The 22,777-nt window shown below is 64.3% G+C and carries 23 protein-coding genes and 1 tRNA gene; 11 read left to right on the plus strand and 13 right to left on the minus strand.

Features of this window, described 5'->3' with window-relative positions; genetic code table 11:
* Positions 1-7 precede the first annotated feature (7 nt).
* The 4 genes from rfbC to M8312_RS03500 are packed head-to-tail and all read right to left on the minus strand — an operon-like array spanning position 8 to position 3,042.
* On the minus strand, positions 8-562 hold the full coding sequence (rfbC, locus tag M8312_RS03485; protein WP_250118995.1) for a dTDP-4-dehydrorhamnose 3,5-epimerase: 555 nt from the start codon (positions 560-562) through the stop codon (positions 8-10).
* The gene (rfbA, locus tag M8312_RS03490; protein WP_250118996.1) at positions 555-1,433 is read right to left on the minus strand and encodes a glucose-1-phosphate thymidylyltransferase RfbA; all 879 of its coding nucleotides are present in this window, start codon (positions 1,431-1,433) and stop codon (positions 555-557) included. The genes rfbC and rfbA overlap by 8 nt, the downstream gene beginning before the upstream one ends.
* Before the next feature lie 37 nt (positions 1,434-1,470).
* Positions 1,471-2,559 carry an EpsG family protein gene (locus M8312_RS03495; RefSeq protein ID WP_250118997.1) on the minus strand — a complete coding sequence of 363 codons (1,089 nt, stop codon included), beginning with the start codon at positions 2,557-2,559 and terminating at the stop codon, positions 1,471-1,473.
* 51 nt (positions 2,560-2,610) lie between these two features.
* Entirely contained in the window at positions 2,611-3,042 is a 432-nt protein-coding gene (locus M8312_RS03500; protein ID WP_250118998.1) for a lasso peptide biosynthesis B2 protein, read from the minus strand.
* Positions 3,043-3,101: 59 nt separating this feature from the next.
* Between M8312_RS03500 and M8312_RS03505 the strand changes: the two genes are divergently transcribed.
* A tRNA-Ile gene (locus M8312_RS03505) sits at positions 3,102-3,176 on the plus strand.
* Between the two features lie 6 nt (positions 3,177-3,182).
* On the opposite strand, the gene argR is transcribed toward M8312_RS03505, so the two are convergent.
* Positions 3,183-3,635, minus strand: a complete 453-nt coding sequence (argR, locus tag M8312_RS03510) for an arginine repressor (RefSeq protein ID WP_250118999.1) — start codon at positions 3,633-3,635, stop codon at positions 3,183-3,185.
* Between the two features lie 58 nt (positions 3,636-3,693).
* On the opposite strand from argR, the gene argC reads away from it, so the two are divergent.
* From argC to M8312_RS03535, 5 genes are read left to right on the plus strand one after another with little or no spacing between them, the layout of a single operon-like run.
* Positions 3,694-4,710, plus strand: coding sequence for an N-acetyl-gamma-glutamyl-phosphate reductase (gene argC, locus M8312_RS03515; protein ID WP_250119000.1), 1,017 nt, complete (start codon positions 3,694-3,696; stop codon positions 4,708-4,710).
* Positions 4,707-5,870: a bifunctional glutamate N-acetyltransferase/amino-acid acetyltransferase ArgJ gene (gene argJ / locus M8312_RS03520; protein ID WP_250119001.1), complete on the plus strand. Its 1,164-nt coding sequence runs from the start codon at positions 4,707-4,709 to the stop codon at positions 5,868-5,870. Before argC ends, argJ begins: the two co-directional genes overlap by 4 nt.
* Complete coding sequence (gene argB / locus M8312_RS03525) at positions 5,867-6,745, plus strand: acetylglutamate kinase (protein WP_250119002.1); 879 nt, start codon at positions 5,867-5,869, stop codon at positions 6,743-6,745. The genes argJ and argB overlap by 4 nt, the downstream gene beginning before the upstream one ends.
* Entirely contained in the window at positions 6,742-7,620 is an 879-nt protein-coding gene (gene argF, locus M8312_RS03530) for an ornithine carbamoyltransferase (RefSeq protein WP_250119003.1), read from the plus strand. The genes argB and argF overlap by 4 nt, the downstream gene beginning before the upstream one ends.
* A gap of 3 nt (positions 7,621-7,623) precedes the next feature.
* On the plus strand, positions 7,624-8,847 hold the full coding sequence (locus M8312_RS03535) for an argininosuccinate synthase (protein ID WP_250119004.1): 1,224 nt from the start codon (positions 7,624-7,626) through the stop codon (positions 8,845-8,847).
* Here the strand turns inward: M8312_RS03535 and argH are convergent.
* The 3 genes from argH to M8312_RS03550 form a co-directional block, all read right to left on the minus strand.
* On the minus strand, positions 8,839-10,206 hold the full coding sequence (gene argH / locus M8312_RS03540) for an argininosuccinate lyase (RefSeq protein ID WP_250119829.1): 1,368 nt from the start codon (positions 10,204-10,206) through the stop codon (positions 8,839-8,841). The genes M8312_RS03535 and argH overlap by 9 nt on opposite strands.
* A gap of 54 nt (positions 10,207-10,260) precedes the next feature.
* Entirely contained in the window at positions 10,261-11,610 is a 1,350-nt protein-coding gene (locus tag M8312_RS03545) for a histidine kinase dimerization/phospho-acceptor domain-containing protein (RefSeq protein ID WP_250119005.1), read from the minus strand.
* A 182-nt stretch (positions 11,611-11,792) separates the two neighbouring features.
* Positions 11,793-13,007, minus strand: a complete 1,215-nt coding sequence (locus M8312_RS03550) for a tetratricopeptide repeat protein (RefSeq protein ID WP_250119006.1) — start codon at positions 13,005-13,007, stop codon at positions 11,793-11,795.
* Positions 13,008-13,209: 202 nt separating this feature from the next.
* Between M8312_RS03550 and M8312_RS03555 the strand changes: the two genes are divergently transcribed.
* The 3 genes from M8312_RS03555 to M8312_RS03565 all read left to right on the plus strand — a co-directional run bounded on the left by M8312_RS03555 (position 13,210) and on the right by M8312_RS03565 (position 17,361).
* Positions 13,210-13,965, plus strand: coding sequence for a YaaA family protein (locus M8312_RS03555; protein ID WP_250119007.1), 756 nt, complete (start codon positions 13,210-13,212; stop codon positions 13,963-13,965).
* An 89-nt stretch (positions 13,966-14,054) separates the two neighbouring features.
* Positions 14,055-16,832 (plus strand): DNA gyrase subunit A, encoded by a 2,778-nt coding sequence (gene gyrA / locus M8312_RS03560; RefSeq protein ID WP_250119008.1) that lies wholly within the window; start codon positions 14,055-14,057, stop codon positions 16,830-16,832.
* Between the two features lie 58 nt (positions 16,833-16,890).
* Positions 16,891-17,361, plus strand: coding sequence for a host attachment family protein (locus M8312_RS03565; protein ID WP_250119009.1), 471 nt, complete (start codon positions 16,891-16,893; stop codon positions 17,359-17,361).
* A gap of 32 nt (positions 17,362-17,393) precedes the next feature.
* Here the strand turns inward: M8312_RS03565 and M8312_RS03570 are convergent, their stop codons facing one another.
* From M8312_RS03570 to uvrC, 5 genes are read right to left on the minus strand one after another with little or no spacing between them, the layout of a single operon-like run.
* On the minus strand, positions 17,394-17,855 hold the full coding sequence (locus M8312_RS03570) for a diguanylate cyclase domain-containing protein (protein WP_250119010.1): 462 nt from the start codon (positions 17,853-17,855) through the stop codon (positions 17,394-17,396).
* A 50-nt stretch (positions 17,856-17,905) separates the two neighbouring features.
* Positions 17,906-18,337: a DUF488 domain-containing protein gene (locus M8312_RS03575; protein WP_250119011.1), complete on the minus strand. Its 432-nt coding sequence runs from the start codon at positions 18,335-18,337 to the stop codon at positions 17,906-17,908.
* 47 nt (positions 18,338-18,384) lie between these two features.
* Positions 18,385-18,789: a Co2+/Mg2+ efflux facilitator ApaG/CorD gene (apaG, locus tag M8312_RS03580; protein ID WP_250119012.1), complete on the minus strand. Its 405-nt coding sequence runs from the start codon at positions 18,787-18,789 to the stop codon at positions 18,385-18,387.
* 7 nt (positions 18,790-18,796) lie between these two features.
* A complete protein-coding gene (gene recO / locus M8312_RS03585; RefSeq protein ID WP_250119013.1) occupies positions 18,797-19,534 on the minus strand; it encodes a DNA repair protein RecO in 738 nt (245 codons plus the stop codon).
* The gene (gene uvrC, locus M8312_RS03590; protein WP_250119014.1) at positions 19,531-21,537 is read right to left on the minus strand and encodes an excinuclease ABC subunit UvrC; all 2,007 of its coding nucleotides are present in this window, start codon (positions 21,535-21,537) and stop codon (positions 19,531-19,533) included. The genes recO and uvrC overlap by 4 nt, the downstream gene beginning before the upstream one ends.
* Between uvrC and M8312_RS03595 the strand changes: the two genes are divergently transcribed.
* Both M8312_RS03595 and M8312_RS03600 read left to right on the plus strand, forming a co-directional pair.
* The gene (locus M8312_RS03595; protein ID WP_250119015.1) at positions 21,512-22,381 is read left to right on the plus strand and encodes a hypothetical protein; all 870 of its coding nucleotides are present in this window, start codon (positions 21,512-21,514) and stop codon (positions 22,379-22,381) included. The genes uvrC and M8312_RS03595 overlap by 26 nt on opposite strands.
* Positions 22,378-22,776, plus strand: a complete 399-nt coding sequence (locus M8312_RS03600) for a GFA family protein (protein ID WP_250119016.1) — start codon at positions 22,378-22,380, stop codon at positions 22,774-22,776. The genes M8312_RS03595 and M8312_RS03600 overlap by 4 nt, the downstream gene beginning before the upstream one ends.
* Position 22,777 lies beyond the last annotated feature (1 nt).

Here is a 22,777-nt window from a genome sequence, read left to right on the forward strand (position 1 = left end):
ACCGTCTTCACGCGCCCGCCACCTGGGCGTCGCGGAGCAGCGGCGCTGCTAGATCCTTGGCCGACAGGATCGCCTTCTCGCGCTCAATGGGCCATTCCACACCGATTGCCGGATCGAACGGATCGATCGCGCGATCATGCTCGGCGCTGTAGGGCACATCGACCTTATACTGGACTTCACTGCTGTCTTCGAGCGCCAGAAAGCCGTGGGCAAAGCCGCTGGGAATGAAGAGCTGGTTCCAATCGGCGGCAGAGAGGAGCGCACCGCACCATTGGCCGAACGTCTCGCTGTCAGGACGGACATCCACCGCGACGTCGAAGATAGCGCCGCGGCTTACTCTCACCAGCTTGGCCTGCGCAAACGGAGCAAGTTGGTAATGCAGCCCGCGCAGGACACCCTTGGCGGAGCGACTGTGATTGTCCTGAACGAAGCGCTGATTGACGCCTGCCGCAACCCACTCCGCCTCGTTCCAGACTTCGGAGAAAAAACCCCGGTCGTCGCCCCGCCGCAGCGGTCGAAGCTCCAGCACGCCGGGCAGACCTGTTTGGCGAACTTCAACCATGGGCCGGTTCCGACACTCGGCGGCGGAGGTAGGCGGCGTATGGAGTCTTCCCCAACCGATCCGCTCGCCTGAGAACACTGGCTGCGTCGAGCCAATGCTGCTCGAACGCGATCTCTTCCAGGCAGCAGATCTTCAGTCCCTGCCGATGTTCGACCGCGCGCACGAAACTGCCCGCGTCCTGCAAGCTGTCATGCGTGCCGGTGTCGAGCCAGGCAAAGCCCCGGCCAAGCGTCGTCACCTCAAGCGAACCGTCAGCCAGATAGGCCTTGTTGACGTCGGTAATCTCAAGCTCGCCCCGCGGAGACGGTGACAGGCCGGCGGCGATCTCAACCACGCGATTGTCGTAGAGGTAAAGCCCCGTCACTGCCCACCGGGAGGCGGGTTTATCCGGCTTCTCCTCGATCCCGACCGCGCGACCCGATGCGTCGAAGGACACCACGCCGTAGCGCTCCGGGTCCTCAACGGCATAAGCGAACACGCGTGCGCCCTGGCTCAGATTGGCAGCGTCGCGGACCAGGCCGGAGAGGCCGGCCCCGTAGAAGATATTGTCGCCAAGGATGAGGGCGACCGTATCGTCGCCAATGAAGTCGCGCCCAATGATGAAGGCTTCGGCAAGACCGTTGGGCGCCGCTTGCTCCGCATAGCTTAGCGAAATTCCGTACTCACTCCCGTCCCCAAGCAATTCCCTGAACGCCGGGAGGTCGCGCGGAGTGGAGATGATGAGGATGTCCCGGATCCCCGCCAGCATCAGCACGCCAAGCGGGTAATAGATCATCGGCTTGTCATAGACCGGCAGCAGTTGCTTCGAGACGCTCAAGGTCGCCGGGTAGAGGCGGCTGCCGCTTCCGCCCGCCAGTATGATCCCTTTCAAAGCCGCACCTCACCGCTCCCGCCAAGCGGGGGAACGCCTAAAGGAGATAAGTCCGATAGGGTAGCCACTTGTACGCAAAGTCGGCGAAGTTCAGCCAGACCAGCTGCACGGCCAGCGCGTAACAGATAATGGCAAAGCGACTCCCCAATCGTGGGTAAGCGATCGGTAGGCGGCTCATCACGGCTAACTGCAACGGGAACATGTAGAGCGCCATTCTGTCCACAGCGGTGCTTGAAGGCGTGGTCAGCAGCGCCACCAGCAAGCCGATCGTCACCCAGCTGCTCAGTCGAAAGAAGCCGCGTTGGAGGTCGTCGAAAGCGAAGCGAGCCGGAGAACTAAGGAACAAGAGTGCGGGTATCAGGCTCAATCCCACACGGATCGCAGCACCCGAACTCTGATACTGCGCTTCGATGTAGTTGGTGACGAGCTGATCGACATTGTCCGCCAGCAGCGAAACGTAGAGCGCGTAGAAGAGCAACAGCCCACCCACGACCGTCAGCAAGCGATTGCGCTCCCGCGAGAAAATGATCAGCGGAAGCGCCAGCACGGCTGTCTTGTGAAACAGCGCAGCCAGGATCACGTACATCGCGAACCGAACCAGGCTTCCGCCTCGGAACAGCGATCCCAACCCACCAAGCAAGAGGCCAATCGCGACCGCCTGGCGCGTATAGCCCATGGCGACCACCATCACGAGGTAGGGTATGGCGACCACGACGACCAGCCACGGCATTGGCTGGGTCCGAGCGAAGCGAATCAGCCCCCAGGTGAACAGGGATCCGCAGACCAGGTTTACCGACCAGATATCCAGCCCGAGTTGCTGGCCGAGCCAGTTCAAGAATTGATAGGCAGGATCGCCGAAGTCGAGCATCTCGCCGAGTGTCGAGCCGCCGGCATAATCCCAGTAGAAGGTGTAGGTTTCCCAGTCGCCGCCAACGCGGAAGCGGGTTCCAATCATCAACGCCATCAGGATTCCGCCAAGGATCAGCATGATCGGAATTTGCGAAGGCCGCGCCGCTATGTTGGGCGCTTCTATCTCACCGTGCCCCTGCGGCGCGGCTTGATCCTGAGGTCGGCTGAACAGCGCGCCGACAGCAAAGAACGCGAACAGGAAAAGATAGGGAAGCACGGGCGAGGTATAGGAAGCGCTGCCACCCCCGTCCATGCGGCTACAAATTGCCTAACGCTCGTGCGGAACTGCCGCCTGACCGCCCGGAAAAACGGCAACCCGTTGGTGCGAGAGCCCTTGTTCCTCTTCCCCCAGCACGATCACATTCGCCACCTCGATCCAGACGTGTGCGCTGAGGCGCGCTGCTCCCGGCCGAATGCCGTAGTGAAGGCGACTGTCGAGGCCGCGCCGGCGCATCATCCAATGTGCGGCCAGCCCTTCCTGGAAGCATACCGTTTTCCACGGCAGTCGCGCGGAGGCGCGCTTCACCGCGACGCGAACGAGCCCCGGATCGGCAGGAACAGGCTTCGGCGGCGGCACTCCCCGCCCCATCAACGGGATCAATCTGCGGAACGGCAGGACCCGGATCGCAATGCTTGCACCAGCAAGCATCAGCACCGCTTCAAGAAAGCGAGCATATTCCGAGGGCGAGGCGCGTGGCACGGATGATCGGTAGCGCCGCCGATTGCCCGCTGCCAAGCTCCTCGCTATCGCACCCGCCGGGGCCTGTAGCTCAATGGTAGAGCCAGCCGCTCATAACGGCCAGGTTGGGGGTTCGAATCCCTCCGGGCCCACCACTTCCGTCAGCCTTGCAGCCGCTTGGCCAGCGATTGCGCTTCCTCGGGGCTGCGAGCGGCAATAAATATCGTGTCGTCGCCGCAGATAGTCCCCGCGACTTCCGGCAGGCGTGACTGATCGAGCGCAACCCCCACGAGGTGAGCCGATCCGGGGGGCGTTCGGATGACTACCAACTGACCAACCGGCTCGACCGACCGCACCCACTCGGCCAGTATCGAACGCAAGCGGCGCTCGGGCGCGTTGGCGACGCTGACTTCATCGGGAAGGGCATAACTGGTCACCCCGTCCCGCCGCAATTTCACGGCGCCGAGCTGGTCGAGGTCGCGGGAGATGGTCGCTTGAGTGGTGGAGAAGCCCTCCTCGCGAAGGGCAGCCAGCAGCGCCTCCTGGCTCGCCACAGCGCGGCTTCGCAACAGGTCGGCGATGAGCCGCTGGCGACGGGTCCGAACATCGTTCATGACATAATTATGCATAGTCTTGCATAAAGATGCAATTGCCGCGATAGGGCACCGCCTGATGATTCGAGCCGCACTTCTTGGGGCTTCCGGCTATGTCGGGGGCGAACTCCTCCGTTGCCTCGCCATGCACCCGGCGATCGCCGCCACGCGCCTGTTCGGCGACAGCAAGGCGGGGCAGGCGCTGGGCCAGGTCCATCCGCATGTCGGACCGGCTTACCCGGACGCCTCTGTTGAACGCTTCGATCTCGACGCGCTCGACGGGGTTGACCTAGTCTTCGCGGCTCTCCCCCATGGCGAAAGCCAGAAGATTGCTGGCCCGATCCTCGACCGCGGCCTGAAGCTTGTTGATCTTGGAGCCGACTTCCGGTTGGCCGACCCTGCGGTTTATGCGCGCTGGTACGGTCTTGAGCATGCCGCGCCCGAACTGCTCGATCGTTTCGTCTACGGCATTCCGGAGCTCAACCGCGAGGCCATCGCCTCAGCTAGCGCGGTTTCTGCAGCGGGCTGCTACCCAACCGCAACCATCCTCGCGAACAAGCCGCTGCTGGACGCCGGGCTGATCTCGCCAGGCTCGCTGATCGTCGATGCCGCGTCAGGCGTCAGCGGAGCCGGTCGCGCCCTCAAGGAGGGCACCAGCTTCAATACGGTCGAGGGCAGCTTCAGCGCATACGGACTGCTCAACCATCGGCACACGGCGGAAATGGAGCAGGCGCTTGGCAGCGAGGTCCTGTTCACCCCGCATCTGGCACCGATGACGCGGGGTATCCTTGCCACCTGCTACGGCACGGCCGCGCGGCGGATGAACGCCGACGAACCGATGCAGGTATTGCGCAATCAGTACGGATCGGAACCGTTCGTGCATGTGACCGCTGACGCCCCATCGACCAAATGGGTGGCGGGATCGAACGCCGTTCAGCTGACCGCTCGCTACGATGAGCGCACCGGTCGCGTGCTGGCCATTGCGGCGATCGACAACCTCGGCAAGGGAGCCGCCGGCCAGATGATCCAATGTGCCAATCTGATGTTCGGGCTGGCCGAGACCACCGGTCTGAGCGTGTGCGGAGTTTACCCATGAGCGTTACCGCCCCCGACGGCTTTGTGGCGTCTGGCCTCCACGCAGGAATCAAGCGCCGCCGTTACGACATGGCGCTGCTTGCGACAGAAGACCGGCGTCCGGTCACCTGCGCCGCTGTCTTCACTCAGAACAAGTTCGCCGCTCCGCCCGTCACGCTGGATCGTCGCCTGCTCGACAGGAATGGCGGCAAGGCAGCGGCGGTCATCGTCAACAGCGGTAACGCCAATGCCGGCACCGGTGCGCAGGGCTTGGCCGATGCGGAGGCGATGGGCAGTGCAGCAGCCGAGGCTCTCGGGGTCGAGTCCACGAACGTGCTGGTTTGCTCCACCGGAATCATCGGCACGCCATTGCCGATGGAGCCAATCCTCGCGGCCACCCCGAAGCTGGTAAAGAAGCTCAGCCGCGAGGGTGGCGAGGACGCGGCGCGTGGTATCCTCACCACCGATCATGTGGCCAAGGAAGTTCTCATCCGGGGTGAAGGATGGACGCTAGGCGGAATGGCCAAGGGCTGCGGAATGATCGCGCCCAACATGGCGACCATGCTGGCGTTTCTCACCACTGACGCCGACGTGCCGCGCGAGACGTTGCAGGCCATGTTGGCTGGAGCCTCGGCCAACACCTTCAACACGCTCAACGTCGACGGAGCGACCAGCACCAATGACACCGCCATGCTGTTCGCAAGCGGTCGCAAGGGAGCGCCATCCGACCTCGACGGGTTTGGCCGCGCGGTGGAGCAAGCCTGTCGAGAGTTGACCATGAAGATGGCCAGGGACGCCGAAGGGATGACTCGCATTGCGCATCTTCACGTGACCGGCGCCGCCAGCGATGCCGAGGCGCGGATCGCGGCCAAGTCGATCGCCGAAAACAATCTGGTGAAGTGCAGCTGGTATGGCAGCGATCCCTATTGGGGCCGCCTGCTTGCCGCCGCGGGCTCCTGCGGTGCCGACATGGACGTCGAGCGCACCTTTGTGTCCTATGGCGGCATCCGCGTCGCCGAAGCGGGCGTCAACATCGCACATGACGCGCAATCGCTCACCGAGCACATGATGGGTGACGAGGTCAGCATCGAGGTCCACCTGGGCGCCGGCAAGGGCTCGGCCCGGATGATCGGGATCGATCTAGGTCCCGGTTACATCAAGGAAAATTCGAAGACGTCATGACGCCCGCTTTGTCTCCCGGCGGCACCGCCCAGGTTTTGGTCGAGGCCCTTCCCTACATTCGGCAGTTTGCCGGCAAATCGATTGTCGTGAAGCTCGGCGGCGCGGCCATCGACGAGGCCAGCGACCTTGCCCTCGCCCAGGACGTGCTGCTGCTGCGTTCGGTCGGGGTGCGCTGCGTCCTGGTCCACGGCGGCGGTCCGCAGGTCGACGCGATGCTCCGCCGGGTCGGCAAGGAGCCTGAGTTCCGCGACGGGCTTCGCGTGACTGACGCCGAGACCCTCGAGATCGTTCGCATGGTGCTGGTCGGCAAGATCAACCGCGACCTGGTCGCGACCATTAACAGCCAAGCCGGTGCCGAGCCGGCGGCCGTTGGCGTGTCAGGCGAGGACGCCGGCTTGCTGACCGTCACCCCGCGCGACCCTTCGCTAGGCTTCGTGGGCGACGTCACGCACGTGCGCGCCGAACTGCTCCATCGCCTGCTTGACGACGGGCTGCTGCCGGTCGTGTCGACTGTGGGCGCCGACCCATCGGGCCAGCCCTACAACGTCAACGCCGATGAGGCCGCGCGCGCCATCGCTGTCGCCATGGACGCCGAGAAGATCGTCTACCTGACCGCTGCCCCCGGGCTGCTAGAAGATCCCAACGACGAGAGCACGCTGGTCCCTCGCCTCACCGCCGCCGAACTTCGCGATCGGATCAGCGACTCCAGCGTCGGTGGCGGCATGATCCCCAAGCTCACGGCCTGTGCGGACGCTGTCGACCAGGGCGTCCGCTTCGCCCACATCATCGACGGGCGGGTGCCACACGCCTTGCTGATCGAGCTGCTGACGGCCCACGGCATCGGTACCATGATCAAGCAGGAGGCAGACTGGTGAGGCACCTGCTCCGCATCGCGGATTTATCGGCGGACGAACTCCGCACCATTCTTGGCCTGTCGAGCGGACGAGCCCGGCAGCTTGATCCTGGCCAGGGTGTCGCACTCTATTTCGAGAAGCCAAGCGCCCGTACCCGCAATTCGATGGAATTGGCGGCCGCGCAGCTAGGGCTGCACCCGGTCTATTTGCAGCCGCAGGAGCTCGGGCTGGGCAGCCGCGAGAGCGTAGCTGACGTCACGCGCACCCTCGCCTGCTATCATCGGGTGATTGCCGCGCGCGTGTTCGACCATGAGCTCCTCAAGCAGATGGCGGCCATCAACGCCGCGCCCGTGCTCAACATGCTGTCAGGCACCGATCACCCGCTGCAGGCGCTCGCCGACCTCAAGACCATCGACGAGCTCTGCGGCCGGGTCGAAGGCGTGAAAATCGCCTTCGTCGGCGACGGGGACAACAATGTCGCTCGGTCGCTCGCCGAAGGCTGCGCGCTGCTCGGCGCGGAGCTGACCATCGCGGCGCCCGCCGAATACCAGCTGAAGGACGCACCATCCGGCACCCGCCAGACCGAGGATCCAATCGAGGCCGTCAGCGGAGCCGACATCGTCTACAGCGATGTGTTCGTTTCCATGGGGCAGGATGATCAGCGTGAGCGCCGCCTGGCGGAGCTTGCGCCCTATCAGGTCGATGCGGCACTGATGGCCCGCGCACCGGCTGCCCACTTTCTTCATTGCCTTCCGGCGCACCGGGGTGAGGAAGTCGCGGCCGAGATCATCGACGGTCCTCAATCGGCGGTTTGGCAACAGGCCATCAACCGCATGCACACGGCCCGGGGCGCAATGCTCTGGCTGCTCGACGCTCCTTCTTCACAAGAGTTCTGAACAATGGCCAAGAAGCTCAAGGTCGTCCTCGCCTATTCTGGTGGACTGGACACTTCGATCATCCTCAAGTGGTTGCAGACTGAATATGACGCGGAAGTGGTGACCTTCACCGCCGACCTCGGACAAGGCGAGGAGGTCGAGCCAGCGCGACGCAAGGCGGAGCTGCTGGGAGTCTGTCCCGAGAACATCTTCATCGAGGATCTGCGCGAAGAGTTCGTCCGCGACTTCGTTTTCCCCATGTTCCGCGCGAACACGGTTTATGAGGGACAGTATCTGCTCGGCACCTCGATCGCGCGGCCGCTGATCGCCAAGCGGCAGATCGAGATCGCCCGCCAGGTGGGCGCAGACGCCGTTTGTCATGGCGCTACCGGCAAGGGCAACGACCAGGTTCGGTTCGAACTTGGCTATTATGCGCTCGAACCGGACATTCGCGTCATCGCTCCTTGGCGCGAGTGGCAGTTCGCCAGTCGGGAGCAGCTGCTCGACTTCGCTGAGAAGAATCAGATCCCGATCGCCAAGGACAAGCGCGGCGACGCACCCTTTTCAATCGACGCCAACCTCCTTCACTCCTCGAGCGAGGGTAAGGTGCTTGAGGATCCGAGCGTCGAGGCACCGGAATACGTCCACCAGCGCACCATTTCGCCCGAGGACGCACCGGACAAGCCCACCGAAATCACCATCGAGTTCGAGCGTGGCGATGCAGTCGGCATTGATGGCGAGCGGCTCAGCCCCGCGATCCTGCTCACCCGCCTGAACCAGCTCGGCCATGACAATGGCATCGGCCGGCTCGATCTGGTCGAGAATCGCTTCGTCGGAATGAAGTCGCGCGGTGTCTATGAGACCCCCGGCGGCACGATCCTGCTGGCAGCCCACCGCGGGATCGAGAGCATCACGCTCGACGGCGGTGCGATGCACCTCAAGGATGCGATGATGCCGCGTTACGCGAGCCTCATCTACAACGGTTTCTGGTTCGCGCCGGAACGCGAGATGCTCCAGGCGTTGATCGACAAGAGCCAGGAGCATGTCACCGGCTCCGTTCGGATGAAGCTCTACAAGGGCAACGCGACCGTGATTGGCCGCGAGAGCCCCGCTTCGCTCTACGACGAGGACCTCGTCACCTTCGAGGAAGGCAGCGGCAGCTACGACCAGCGCGATGCCGCTGGCTTCATCCGCCTGAACGCGCTTCGGCTGAGGATCGCCGCGCAGCGCGCGAAGAAGCTAGCCTAGGCGCTCTTTCCAGCGCGCGACCTGTTCGCGCACCCGGACGGGCGCGGTGCCACCGTAGCTCGTGCGGCTGGCGACCGAGGCTTCCACGCTGAGCACGTCGTAGACACGAGCGTCGATGCGCTCGTCGATCGCTTGCAGCTGTTCCAGTGATAGTCCGGCGAGGTCGCATTCATGCTCCTCCGCCGCCTTCACCGCCCGCCCCGTGATGTGGTGGGCTTCGCGGAAGGGTATGCCGGCTTCACGGACCAGCCAGTCGGCAAGATCGGTGGCCGTCGCGTATCCGCTTTCCGCCAGCGCTCGCATCCGCTCGGGATTGAAGGTGACGCTCTCGACCGTCCCCGCCAGCGCGGCAAGGCTGAGTTCAAGCAAGTCTGCCGCTTCAAAGGTCGGTGCCTTGTCGTCTTGCATGTCCTTCGAATAGGCCAGCGGAAGACCCTTCATCGTGATCATCAGACCGGTGAACAAACCAACGATGCGGCCCGAGTGCCCGCGCACCAGTTCGGCCGCATCGGGGTTGCGCTTTTGCGGCATGATGGACGAGCCGGTGGACCAATCGTCGGACAGGCGGGCAAAGCCGAACGGAGGGCTCGCCCACAGGATGAGCTCTTCGGCCAGGCGCGACAGGTGCAGGCTGCACAGCGACGCCGCGGACAGGAAATCGAGCGCGAAATCTCGGTCGGACACACTGTCCAGACTATTCGCCGTAGGCTTGTCGAAGCCGAGCGTTCTCGCCGTGCTCTCACGATCAATCGCAAAGCCAGTGCCCGCCAGCGCCGCAGCGCCAAGTGGACACTCGCCGGCAAGCGTCGTGACTTGACGGAAGCGCGCATGATCGCGCGCCAGCATTTCGACATAAGCCAGCAGATGATGGCCGAGCGTCACCGGCTGGGCGACCTGCAGATGAGTGAAACCCGGCATGATCGTCCCGGCATGTTCCTCGGCACGCGCCACCAGAACCGTCTGCAGCTCGGCGATCGCATCCGCCATTCGGGCGGCCATGCGCTTGGTCCACAACTTGAAGTCGGTGGCCACCTGATCATTGCGTGACCGTGCGGTGTGAAGCCGGCCTGCGGCTGGACCGATCAGCTCGCTCAACCGATGCTCGACCGTCATGTGGATGTCTTCGAGGTCCATGCGCTCGGGCACGCCTTGGGTGTCAAACTCCTCAGAGATCCGGTCGAGTCCGTCGATGATCGCCGCGGCGTCCTCGGCGGAAAGGATGCCTTGGGCCGCGAGCATGCATGCATGCGCCTTCGAACCCGCGATGTCCTCTCGCCAAAGGCGCTTGTCGACCGGAATCGATGCGTTGATCTGCTGCATGATCACGCTTGGGCCGCCGCCGAACCGGCCACCCCACATGCTGTTGCTGTCCTGGCTCATCGGCCAGCGCTTTTCACCAGCGAAGGCGTGAGGTCAAACAGCGGGAAGCAGGAGAACGACAAACTCCGGCTCGACATCCAGCGATCCGCCGACAATCTGCGCGAGGCCACGCACGAGCCTCAGCCCGAAACCGAGATTGCCGACCGCCCCGTCGCTGAGCAATTGCTCTTCGCTGAGCCCAAAGGTTGCTTCGGGCCGCTCAATCGCCAGCAGGGCCGTGTCGTTCACCCGATCGATCACCAATTGCAGGCGCTCGCCTTCCGCCGCTGCGTCCGCCATCGCTCCGACGAAGCGCCGCAGCAGTCGCTCCGCCAGTCCGGACTCGAGCGCGCACCGCACATCTTCGTCGCGAAGCTTCACACGGACGCGATTGGCAAGCGTCAGGGCAAGGGCCGCAAGCGATGCTCCCTCGCCCTGCGTAGCGCTTCCGGACCGCAGCTTGGCGGCCAGGTCGAGATCCTCGACCGCGGCCAGCAGCAACCGGGCCTGACGGACGATCTCGCCAGCACGGTCGCGGTAGGCGCGATGGGCGGGCCCCAGATACTGACCTTCGATAACTTCCCCAAAGCCGATGATGGCCGTCAGGGGGGTACGCAACTCATGGATAAGCTCGCGAAGATTGTCGTGATCCACCGGCAGGTTGGCCGCGAGCGACGGCACTGGATCGTGCCGCGGCCTCACCTGCGGCGCCACCCGGCGGGCAACGCCGGCATAACCCGCGAAGCGCCCCGTTCCTGGAGTGAACTGGGGCTGTCCGGACCAGCGCCACTCACCAGCGTAATTGCCTTCGCTGGCAAGCGGCAGCTGCTCGTCAAGGAACGGCTGCATTGAATCGAAGCGCTGGCGCAGGTCGGCGCGAACCGATCGTCCAATCACTGCGGCGCGTGCGGCGCCTTCGACCCAGTCGATTTCACCCTCGGGCCCGCACTCCCAATGAAACAACCGGGGCAGATCGGGCGCCGAGCGGCTAGCGACGGGCGCGAACGGCGTCTCTGTTTGTTGAACGACGCTCGCTGGAGCCGGTGAAGGCGGATGCAGCGTGTCGATGAGCTTGCGCGTGTCGCTCGCCGCCGCCGCCCGAAGAGTGTCCCAGTCAGCGTCGGCAAGCTCGATCACTTCGAGCAAGGGTGCCGCGATATCGGCATGGTCGGCCGCGAAGAGGCTCAGTAATGGGAGTGGCAACCGCGGCGCTGCAATCGCGCGTGCGGCTGCCGCCCGCACCGCTTCGGGCACTTCAAGGCCGATCTCGGCCAGACGGGCAAGCGCCCTCTTCAGCAAGGAGGCGTCATTCTCACCGGCACCGCGAGCGACAAGTTCGACCAGCTGTCGCCACTGGACCACGCGATCGCGCGGAGCCTCGGCGCTCAGGGCCAGTACCGTCATCAGGCGGTCGTCAAATCGCAAATTCCCGGCCCCGCAAGCGTGATCGTCAGATGACGCCTCCTAACGCGCTCGTTTAATAAACGTATACCACCCAGCCGTTAACTTTCCTGTTGTGGGACAGGCAAGAAAAAGGGGCGGTCCTTTCGGACCACCCCTCTGTTCGTTTTCGGGTTTGGCCCGGCTTAGCGGCTCGCTACCCAGGCCGACCACAGTTGAGCAGTTGCCTGCTGCGGGCCTGTGACCTTCGCAAATGCAGCGATCGCGCCCGCCTTGTCGCCAGAGCCCGCGAGCGCCTCACCGAGGCGCAGGTTGATGATATTGGCGTCAGCGCCAGACTTGGTGAGAGCCGCCCGATACAACCCCGCGGCCTTGGCATAATCGCCATAGCCCAGGAACACGTCGCCAGCGACAAGTGCCTGGCGGGCCGTGGCTGCCGCCAGACCATTCTTCTCGGTGGTGCCGAGAGTGGCCTTGTCGGCCGCGACCTTGCTGCTTGCCGAGGTATAGACGCTGGTGAACACCGGGCGGCTCTTGTTGATGGCGTTGGACGCGAAGCCCTGATCAAGCACGGTCTTCGCTTCGCCCGGGAAACCCTTGGTCAGCGCCGTGTTGGCATAACGGTAATAGTCGCTCTCACCCTTCAGCGCACCGGCCCGGTGCTGGAGCCGGAAGAGGTCGATCTGGTCGGCATCGGACAGACCGGTGCTGTCGCCGATGATGCGGGAGGCATCACGGATGTTCTCAGGTGTCGGGCTGGCCTTGATCCAGTCGAGGGTCACGGCGCTGAGGTTCGGAAGCTTATGGGTGTAGGCAATCGACACCGCGCGCTTACGCCATTCCGGGGGTACGGGCTGGCCGGCGGCCTGCTTGGTCGCAATCGCCTTTTCGAACGTGGCGATCGCCTGCTGGCTGTTGCCTGCCGACTCGTAGGACTCGGCCGAAAGCAGCATGGCGTCGGTGTTGTTGGGATCGGCCGCCAAGAGCGACTGAAGCTCAGTCTGCGCACCGGCGTAATCCTTCGCCTGATAGCGGGTCTTCGCCTTGTTGATCCGGAACACCCGGACCTGCTCCGGCGTGGCCATGCCGCTGTTGAGGATGACGTCGCTCGCCGCGATGATCTGCGCGTCGTCCTTCGCGGCAAGTGCCGCCTTGAGCTGCAATTGGCCAAGCATGTAGCGGTCTTCCTTGGTCTGCACCGCGGCTTGGGCCGCTGCAATCGCACCAGGGATCTTCGCGGTGTCGTTGGCATTCACCGCATTTTGCAAGGCGAGCAGCGCCGGCTGCGCCTTGCTTGAGACCTTGATCTGCGCCGGGGGCTGCTGCGCGATCAGCGGCGCGGCCGCCGTCATGGTGCCCAGCGCCAGCACGCCGGCCAGCATCTTGCCGTAGAACGTCATCCCACTCTCCTGTGTGGCCGGACCGCCTCGCGGCCGCGGACCCGTGAATTCGCCATATGAGCAAGCGGCCCCTTAAGCCCGTTCCGCCGCCCATTCCAGCGCCCTGCTATGAACGCCGTGAACGCGCGTTGAACCGCCTGTTATGAAACGGTTTTCTGTACCACTTTGACGAGCGTGCCGAGCGCTTGCTAGGCGCAGCGGCGTGATTATCCTCATCTCGCCCGCCAAGACTCTCGATCTCGACACTCCCGTCACCGATGCAATGACCGAACCGCGCTTCGGAGCGGACGCGGCGCGCATTGCACGGGCGGCCGCGAAACTGGCGCCGACCGACCTCTCAGCCCTGATGCACATCAGTGCGGGTCTGGCCGAGCTTAACGCCAAGCGTTTCAAGGGCTTCCGAAAGGCTCCGGAGCGACCGGCGATCCGCACGTTCGCGGGCGACGTTTATCGTGGCTTCGACGCCGCCAGCGCCGATGAGGACACGATCACCTTCGCGCAGGACCATCTGCGTATTCTGTCTGGCCTCTACGGCGTCCTGCGGCCCCTCGACGCCATCCGCCCCTACCGTCTGGAGATGGGCACCAGCTGGGCGCCCAAGGGGGGCAAGCTGACCGACTATTGGGGGAAGAAGGTCGCCTGTGCCGTGCTGGCTGACCTCAAAACGGGCGATTCAGGCGTGCTCCTCAGTCTCGCCAGCAACGAATATTATGCAGCCGTCGGCCCGCACCTTCCGAAGAAAGGCGTGCAGGTGATTGCGCCCGACTTCCGCGTCCGCACTGCTAAAGGTTTGCAGTTCCAGAGCTTCACGGCCAAGGTCGCCCGCGGCACCATGGCCCGCTGGGTGTGTGAGGAGCGGATTGCCGATGCGGCCGCCCTTCCCCACTTCGACCGCGACGGGTGGACCTTCGATTCGGACGGCGGCGCTCCCGGACGCCCGCTCTTCATCCGCGATTGATGAAAACCCTCGCGCGCGTACGCGCGCACTGCTAGTCGGGTTCCCGCGGGTTCCCGCGCGTAAACGCACAGCAAACAGCAGGATTGAACTTGGCCACCCAACCGCCGGCGGAAGCGCCCGACGCGATTGCTCCCATCTCCATCGTCGAGGAGATGAAGACCAGCTACCTCGACTACGCCATGTCGGTGATCGTCAGCCGTGCGCTGCCGGACGTCCGCGACGGGCTGAAGCCGGTTCATCGGCGCATTCTCTATTCGGCCAGCGAGAACGGGTTTGTCTACAACCGGCCGTATCGCAAGTCCGCCCGCATCGTCGGTGACGTGATCGGTAAGTACCACCCGCACGGCGACACGGCGATCTACGACGCCTTGGCGCGCATGACCCAGGACTGGTCGATGCGCCTGCCGCTGATCGACGGCCAGGGTAACTTCGGCTCGATGGACCCCGATCCGCCCGCGGCCATGCGCTACACCGAGGCGCGGCTGGCGAAGGCGGCGTCCTTCCTGCTGGGCGACCTCGACAAGGATACGGTCAACTTCCAGCCGAACTATGATGCCAGCGAACGTGAGCCGCAGGTGCTGCCGGCGCGCTTTCCGAACCTGCTGGTCAACGGCGCTGGTGGCATCGCGGTCGGCATGGCGACCAACATCCCGCCGCACAACCTTGGCGAAGTGCTCGCCGCATGCCGCGCCTATCTCGATGACCCGACCGTCAGCACCGAAGGACTGATGGAGCACGTCAAGGGACCCGACTTCCCTAACGGCGCGATCATCCTCGGCACGGCCGGTATCCGCAGTGCCTACACCACCGGGCGCGGCTCAGTGATCGTCCGCAGCCGCTACAAGGTCGAGGATAGTCGCGGCGACCGCCGCTCGATTGTCCTCACCGAAATCCCCTTCCAGCAAGGCAAGAACGCGCTGGTCGAGAAGATCGCCGAGGCCGCCAAGGACAAGCGCATCGAAGGTGTCTCCGACATCCGCGACGAGTCCAACCGCGAGGGCGTCCGGATCGTCATCGACCTGAAGCGCGATGCGACGCCCGACGTGGTCCTCAACCAGCTGTGGCGGCACACGCCAGCGCAAGGCTCTTTCCCCTGCAACATGCTGGCCATTCGCGGTGGCCGGCCCGAAACGCTGACGCTTCGCGACATCATCGAGAGCTTCGTCAAGTTTCGCGAAGAGGTCATCACTCGGCGCTCGAAGTATGAGCTGCTGAAGGCCCGTGAGCGCGCCCACATCTTGCTTGGCCTGGTGGTCGCGGTCACCAACCTGGACGAGGTCGTACGCATCATCCGCGGATCCGCCTCGCCGGCCGAAGCCCGGGAAGCCCTCCTGTCGCGCGAGTGGGCTGGCGATCAGATTCGGCCATATATCCAGCTGGTCGAGGCGGTGGAACCGCAGGCCGCCGGTGATACCTATCGACTCAGCGAAGCGCAGGTGAAGGCCATCCTGGACCTGCGCCTGCATCGGCTGACGGCGCTGGGCCGGGACGAGATTGGCAATGAGCTTGAGGGACTTGCCAAGAGCATCGGCGAACTGCTCGAAATCCTGGGCAACCGCGCTCGCCTTTACGAAGTGATGCGCGAGGAGTTCGACGAGGTCGAACGCGAGTTCGCGACGCCGCGCCGGACCGAGCTCGCCGCAGCCGCCGATGGGATCGACGACGAAGACCTGATCGAGCGCGAAGAGATGGTCGTGACGGTCACCATGACCGGCTACATCAAGCGCACGGCCCTCTCGACCTTCCGCGAGCAGAAGCGCGGCGGCAAGGGCCGTTCGGGCATGAGCACCAAGGACGAGGACGTCGTCACTAACCTGTTCGTGACGTCCACCCACAATCCGGTGCTGTTCTTCTCCAACCTCGGCCGGGTCTATCGGATGAAGGTGTGGCGCCTGCCCGAAGGGGGACCGACCGCACGAGGCCGGCCGATGGTCAACCTGCTGCCGCTACAAGCGGGCGAGGTCATTACCACCGTGCTCCCGCTGCCGGAGGATGAGGAGAGCTGGAGTGACCTCCACATCATGTTCGCGACCGCGCACGGCACCGTGCGGCGCAACAGCATGGACTCTTTCCGCAACATCCCGACCGCCGGCAAGATCGCCATGCGCTTTGCCGTGGCAGAGAGCGGCGATGACGAAGCGGAGGATACGACCGACCGGCTGATCGGCGTTGCCTTGCTTTCAGAAGAGGACGACGTCCTGCTCGCCACCCGCAATGGCAAGGCCATCCGGTTCATGGCGACAGACGTGCGCGAATTCCAGAGCCGCACCTCGACCGGAGTGCGCGGCGTGCGCCTGCTTGGCTCCGACGAGGTCATCTCCATGTCCATCCTGCGGCGCGCCGGCACCACGCAGGAAGAACGCGAAGCTTATCTGCGCTGCCCCCCTTGGCGCGAGCGTGAGGGCCAGGAGTGCACGTTGTCTCCGGACCGGGTCGCGGAAATGGCGGAGCGGGAGCAGTTCATCCTTACCGTCACGGAGAATGGCTTCGGCAAGCGGACCTCCAGCTTCGAATACCGACGCACCAATCGCGGCGGTCAGGGCATCACCAACATCGACACGGCCGAACGCAACGGCGGGGTCGTGGCGAGCTTCGCAGCCAAGCCAGGTGAGCAGATCATGCTCGCCACCGATCAGGGCAAGATGATCCGCACCACCGTGGGCTCCATCCGTATCGCGGGCCGCAACACCATGGGCGTCATGATCTTCCGTGTCGGTGAAGGTGAGCATGTCGTCTCTGTCGCCCGCATCGACGAGAGCGACGCGGTGGAAGTCGAGCCGATCGATGGTGAAACCGCGCCGGACGATGGCGCGACCACTGGCGAGCAGGAACTCGACAAGCCGGTCGATCCACCCGTCGAAGACTGAGCGAACCGCAACCGGGTCTTCTCGCAGGCGTTGATCAGCCAGTAGCGAGGAGACCCGAATGCCAATTCCCAACAATGCGCTCGTGCTGGTCGTCGATGGCCGCAAGATGCTTTTCTTCCGCAACCAAGGCGACGAGAACCAGATCGACCTGCGGACAGAGGATCATGATGAGCGTGATGACGCCAATCACGATGGCGATCTCAAGACCGATGCGCCCGGAACCTCGCACAGCAGCGTCGGCTCTGGCCGATCCTCTATGGAAGAAACGAACTTCAAGCAGCAGGACGAAGATAATTGGGTAAAGGAAGCGGCCGAAAATCTGAAAAAGCGCGCGCTGCAGAATGACTTCGATCACCTGTGCATCGTTGCCCCACCCAAGGCGCTCGGCGTACTTCGCAAGGCTCTGCACAAGGAGGTGGAGAAGCGCGTGGTCTGCACCATCAACAAGGAAATGAGTGGCCGTCCCATACCGGATATCGAGGCGTTGATCGTCAGCGAGACAAAGGCCAGCGAACCGGCTGACATCTAAGGCTTCCCTCCGTCCGCCACCGGGCGCACGCCTCAACCAGGTCGCGTTGATCGCGGCGCCGGTCGGGCGAGGGTCCGTGGCGGACGGGATCGAACAGGACCGTGCGGTTCCGCCCAGATTTCTTCGCGGAATAAAGGGCGCGATCGACCTGTAATTGCCAGTCGTCGACGACTGATGCCACGCTCCAGCATCGCAATCTCGAAACTGGCGGTGATCGGCCCGTACAGCGGGTGAGCGATCTTCTCGAAGGCACGACGGAGCCGCTCCGCACAGGCCTTCGCCTGGCGCAGATTGCTTCCAGTCAGCAGGACCCCGAACTCCTCGCCGCCCAGACGGCCAAAGCGATCATTGGGCCGCAGTTCGAGGCCCTGCTGGGACTTGAACCACTGCCGGTCTTCATCGGTAAGCGGAACCGCGCAGATGGGCACCTGTAGAAGGTTCTGCACCAGCCCCGTGATCAGGTCGAAATTCTTCTCGCGCCCCGTGTCGAGCACACTGTAGCGCTGCAGTTATTGTGTCCGAAACGGCTGATTTGGATTTCGCGTTACGGATGCAGATGCGTGACCTCGGCTTCCGGTGCTTCCCAACGAAGCCACAGGGAGCGGTGGCAGCCAGCCGGGTCCCGCTCGAAGCAGAGCAAGCCGGTCGGTACCTCGGCGACGAGCTCACGAAGCTGCGCAGTAGCTGCCATCGCTTCGGGCAATTGGAGCTGTTCGCGATAGATCCGCTCCAGATCCGCTTGCCTGCCCTTGCGCGCTGCCTCACGTCCCGCTGCCGGGGTTCCGAGCGCCCTTAGATGCAGATATTCGATCTGCTCCTCGGCGAGGGCAACCTTTAGCGGGGTCTTGGAAAAGCCCGGCCGGCGGGACAGCGGTAGCGCACGAATGTCGACCAGCCGCTTGACACCAGCGCCTTTCAGCGCCGCAAGGAAGTCGGCCACAGTGGTTGCTTCATAGCCAATGGTGAAGATGTGCATCCGGACCAGATGTGCTTGCCCGGTCCGCGCCGCAAGGGCGGGAGTCGTCAGGCCGGAGCGGTGAGCGGGAAGCGCGGAATAGCCACATCGAAGGCTTCGCCATCCTCGTCGACCAATCGGAAGCTACCCTCCATCGATCCCGTCGGCGTGCTCAGCGGGCAGCCCGATACATAGTCGAAGCTCGCACCCGGTGCGATCAGGGGCATCTCCCCTACTACCCCTTCGCCCCGGACCTCGTGCAGTGCCGCCCTGCCATCGAGGATCCGCCAATGCCGGGAGAGCAACTGCACGCTCTTGCCGCCGCCATTCTCCAGCCGAATGTGGTAGGACCAGAACCACCGGCCATTCTCTGGCGCCGACTGTTCGGCGAGATAGGAGACCGCCACCCTTACCGTGATGTCGCGGGTCGTCGCCTCGTAGGGAAACAGGACGGCAAGGGCGCTAAAGGACATGGTGCCCTTATGGCAGGCCCGCCGCCCGCCGCAACCGCTCGACCAGTCGCGCACGCGTATCATCGAGACCGGCTGACCGCTCGGTGAGTAGGTCGCGCGACAGGAAGTGGCCGGTAAGCGCCAGTCCGTCGATGATGTCGGGCCAGTCGGCCGCGCCGCCCTCGAGCAGAAATGGCGGTAGGCGCAGAAGCCTGTTCGCATAAGGCTCCGCTTCCGCAGCGCTGATCGCCCTGCCCGACCGCGGCGACACGGCCACCAGCTCTTCGCTTCGGCCGCTGACGGCGCAGGCCGCAAGGTCGAGGCCGAAGCCAAGCTCTGCGAGAAGCAGCAGCTCAAAGCGCACCAGCGCCGCTGCCCAACCCCGGGCAGAGGGTGCGGCCTCGATTGCGTCAAGCAGCCCCGCGAGGGCCTCAAACAGGCGTGGATATGGCTGACGTTCAGGCAAGGCCGTCGCAGTCAGCGCCGCTGCCCACTCGATTGCCGCCGCGGCCAGTGGTTCGCTCAGCATGGGGCCGCGGCTGCTGGTCAGTTCCACGGTCACTTGCGGCAACTGCACGTCCGTACGCGCCGTGAGCTCTGCCTCGACGAGATTGCCCGCCATCAGCACCGGACTTAACCGGCGGCCCCGCGCGCCCCGAACATAGCCGGTGACCAGGCCCTCGTCGGGGGTCAGCAGCCGCACCACCGCGCCATGCTCACCATGGCTGCGCAATCCAAGGACGATGGCGGCTGTGGTCAGCCTCATCCGTTCGGGTGGAAGTAATCGTACAGCTGACGCGCGGTACCCTTGCTGATGCCGGGTGCCCGCTCAAGGTCCTCCAGCGCCGCACCCTTCACCGCGCGTGCGGTGCCGAAATGCATCAACAGTGCTCGCTTCCGGTTAGGCCCAATTCCCGGCACCTCGTCCAGCGTGGAGGTGGTCAGGCTCTTGGCCCGCTTGGCCCGGTGCGTTCCGATCGCAAACCGATGCGCCTCATCCCGCAATCGCTGCAGATAGAATAGCAAGGGCGCATTGACGGGAAGCGTCAGCTCCCGCCCGTTCGGCAAGTGGAAGACCTCACGCCCCTCGCGGCCATGATGAGGTCCTTTGGCAACCCCGACGACCGGAATGTCGTGGACGCCCGCATTCTCCATGATCTCCAGCACCGCATTTAACTGACCGCGCCCGCCGTCGATCAGCAGCAGATCCGGCCACTCGCCACTGGCCCGGTCGGGATCATCCTTCTCCAGCCTGGCGAAGCGCCGCTCCAGCACTTCCTTCATCATGCCGAAGTCGTCGTCCGTCTGGGCCGACTTGATGTTGAACTTGCGATAGCTGTTCTTGCGGAAGCCTTCGGGGCCGGCAACGATCATCGCTCCAGTCGCATTGGTCCCCATGATGTGGCTGTTGTCATAGACCTCGATCCGCTTTGGAATGTCGGTCAGCTCGAACGTGTCCGCCAGCTCGCGCAGCAGTTTTGACTGCGTCGTCCCCTCGGCCATCCGCCGCTCCAGCGCCTCCTGCGCGTTGCGGCTCGCCTGCTCGATCAGCTTGCGCCGGTCCCCCCGCTGGGGCCGTTCGATCAGGACCTTGCGCTCGGCCCGCTCGGACAAGGCTTCGGCGATCAGTTCGGGCTCGGGCAACTCACGGTCGACCAGCACGCGCTTGGGCGGCGGCATATCTTCGTAGAATTGTACCAGGAAGCTCGCCAGCACCTCCGCCTCCGGCACGTCGGCGGTATGGCTGGGGAAGAAGGCGCGGTGGCCCCAATTCTGCCCACCACGGATGAAGAACGCCTGGATGCACATCTGTCCCGAGGCGCAAGCGAGGCCGAAGATATCGGCATCGCCCAGACCCTCGGCGTGAACCGTCTGGCTGCCCTGAATGTAGGTCAGCGCACGCAGCCGATCACGGAAGATCGCCGCCAGCTCATAATCCTGTTTCTCGGCGGCTTCGGCCATCGACTTGCTCAGTCGAGCCTGAACCCCGGTGGACTTACCTCCCAGGAAATTCTTCGCGTCCTCGACCAGCTCGTCATAGGATGACTGCTCGATGCGGCCCACGCACGGAGCTGAGCAACGCCGGATTTGATACAGCAGGCAAGGCCGCGACCGGTTCTGGAAAAAGCTGTCGGAACAACTTCTTAGCAGGAACAGCTTCTGCAGCGCATTAAGTGTTCTCGTGACTGACCCCGCGCTGGCGAACGGTCCGAAATATTGGCCTTTCGCCCGCCGAGCCCCGCGGTGCTTCTGCACGCGCGGAAATGCATGATCCTCGCGCAAGAGGATGAAAGGAAAGCTTTTGTCGTCCCGCAGCAGGACGTTGTAGGGTGGCCGAAAGCGCTTGATCAGCTGCGCTTCGAGCAACAGCGCCTCAGCCTCCGTGCGCGTAGTGACGATGGTCATGGAACGGGTCTGGGCCACCATCCGCTGCAGCCGCTTCGAAAGCCTTGTGACCTGGGTGTAGTTAGTCACCCGCTGCTTCAACGCTCGCGCCTTGCCGACATAGAGAACGTCGCCCTTGGCATCCTGCATTCGGTAGACACCGGGCCGTGCTGGCAATGTCTTCAGCACATTACGGATCGCCGCCACGCCGGCCTCCAGGTCGGGCGCTTCGCCCCCACCCTGAACAGTGGAGGTCGCCTGCTCCTCGTTGAAGCGCTCGGCGGCGCGGGGATGATGGGGACGGTCGGCCTTGCTCACACTGGCTGACTTAGGTGATCGCCGCCAACCTTGCGAGAGGGTGAACTTTTGGTTCGGCAGTGGCATCCGCCCGCCGCTGCTCTACAAGGCGCCCTCCATGTTCATGTCGCGCGTTTCCACGGTCGATAGCCGCCCCACGAGTATCCGCGAGGCTCTCCGCATTCCGGCAAGCCGGCGTGCGGTCGGCTGGGCCGTGGCGCTGCTGATCGAAGTGCTGCTGGTGCTTGCCCTGCTGACGCTCGGCCGTGGTCAGTCCAAGGCGCCCGAACAGCCGCACCTTGTCAGTATCGAGCTCAGCAACGAGAAAACCGACAACCAGCCCGCGCCGCCCGCGGCCGAACAGACCAGCAAGGCCGCTGCCACAGCGGTGCCCGTTACATTGCCTCCCGCGCCCACGCCGCAGCAGACCAGCTCTCAGCCGGCGCCCAGTTCCGCCGCGCCGCTCCCTGCGCCTGCCCCGACACCCATCATCGAGTTGCCGAGGGGCTCAATGGCCAACCTCGACATCCGCTCCGTGCCGAGCGCGTCCGCCGCGCCGCGCCGGGCCGCTGGTCCTCCTTCGCCGGGCTCGTCCAAGGGCGACACTCCGTTGGCCGAGGGTCACGGACCCAATGGTGAGAAGCTTTACGCCGCCGCCTGGTATCGCGAGCCCTATGACAGCGAGCTTCGTGGCTATCTGTCGACCGCGCAGCCCGACAGCTTCGCACTCATTGCCTGCAAGACCGTTCCTGACTTCCGGGTCGATAACTGCGTCGGCCTCGACGAATATCCTTCCAATTCCGGTTTGATGCGCGCGGTGCTTGCCGCTGCCTGGCAGTTCCGGGTGCGCCCTCCCCAGCGCGATAATCAGCTGATGGTGGGCGAATGGGTGCGCATCCGGATCGACTATTCGCTGATGCGCAAAGGATGAACGAGCGCACCGCCACCTGCCGCTGCGGCCAGCTTCAAGCTCGCTGCACGGGCGAGCCGGTGCGCGTGTCCATTTGCCACTGTTTCAATTGCCAGAAACGGTCGGGCAGCAGTTTCGCCGCTCAGGCGCGCTGGCCGGACGATCAGGTTTGCTGGTCGGGTGAGGCGAAGACCTGGTCGACGACCGGCGATTCCGGCCAGCGTGCCGACTTCCGCTTCTGCCCGGAATGCGGTTCGACCGTCGGCTATCAGGCCGAAGGACTTCCCGGGCTGACCGCTATCGCGGTCGGAGCCTTCGCGGACCCGACGTTTCCGCCGCCCGTTTACTCCGTGTATGAAGAACGCAAGCACGCATGGGTGGCGATCGTCAGTGAGGGCACGGAGCATTACGACTAGG

The sequence above is a fragment of the Sphingomonas sp. KRR8 genome, from assembly GCF_023559245.1.
Taxonomy (GTDB): Bacteria; Pseudomonadota; Alphaproteobacteria; order Sphingomonadales; family Sphingomonadaceae; genus Sphingomicrobium.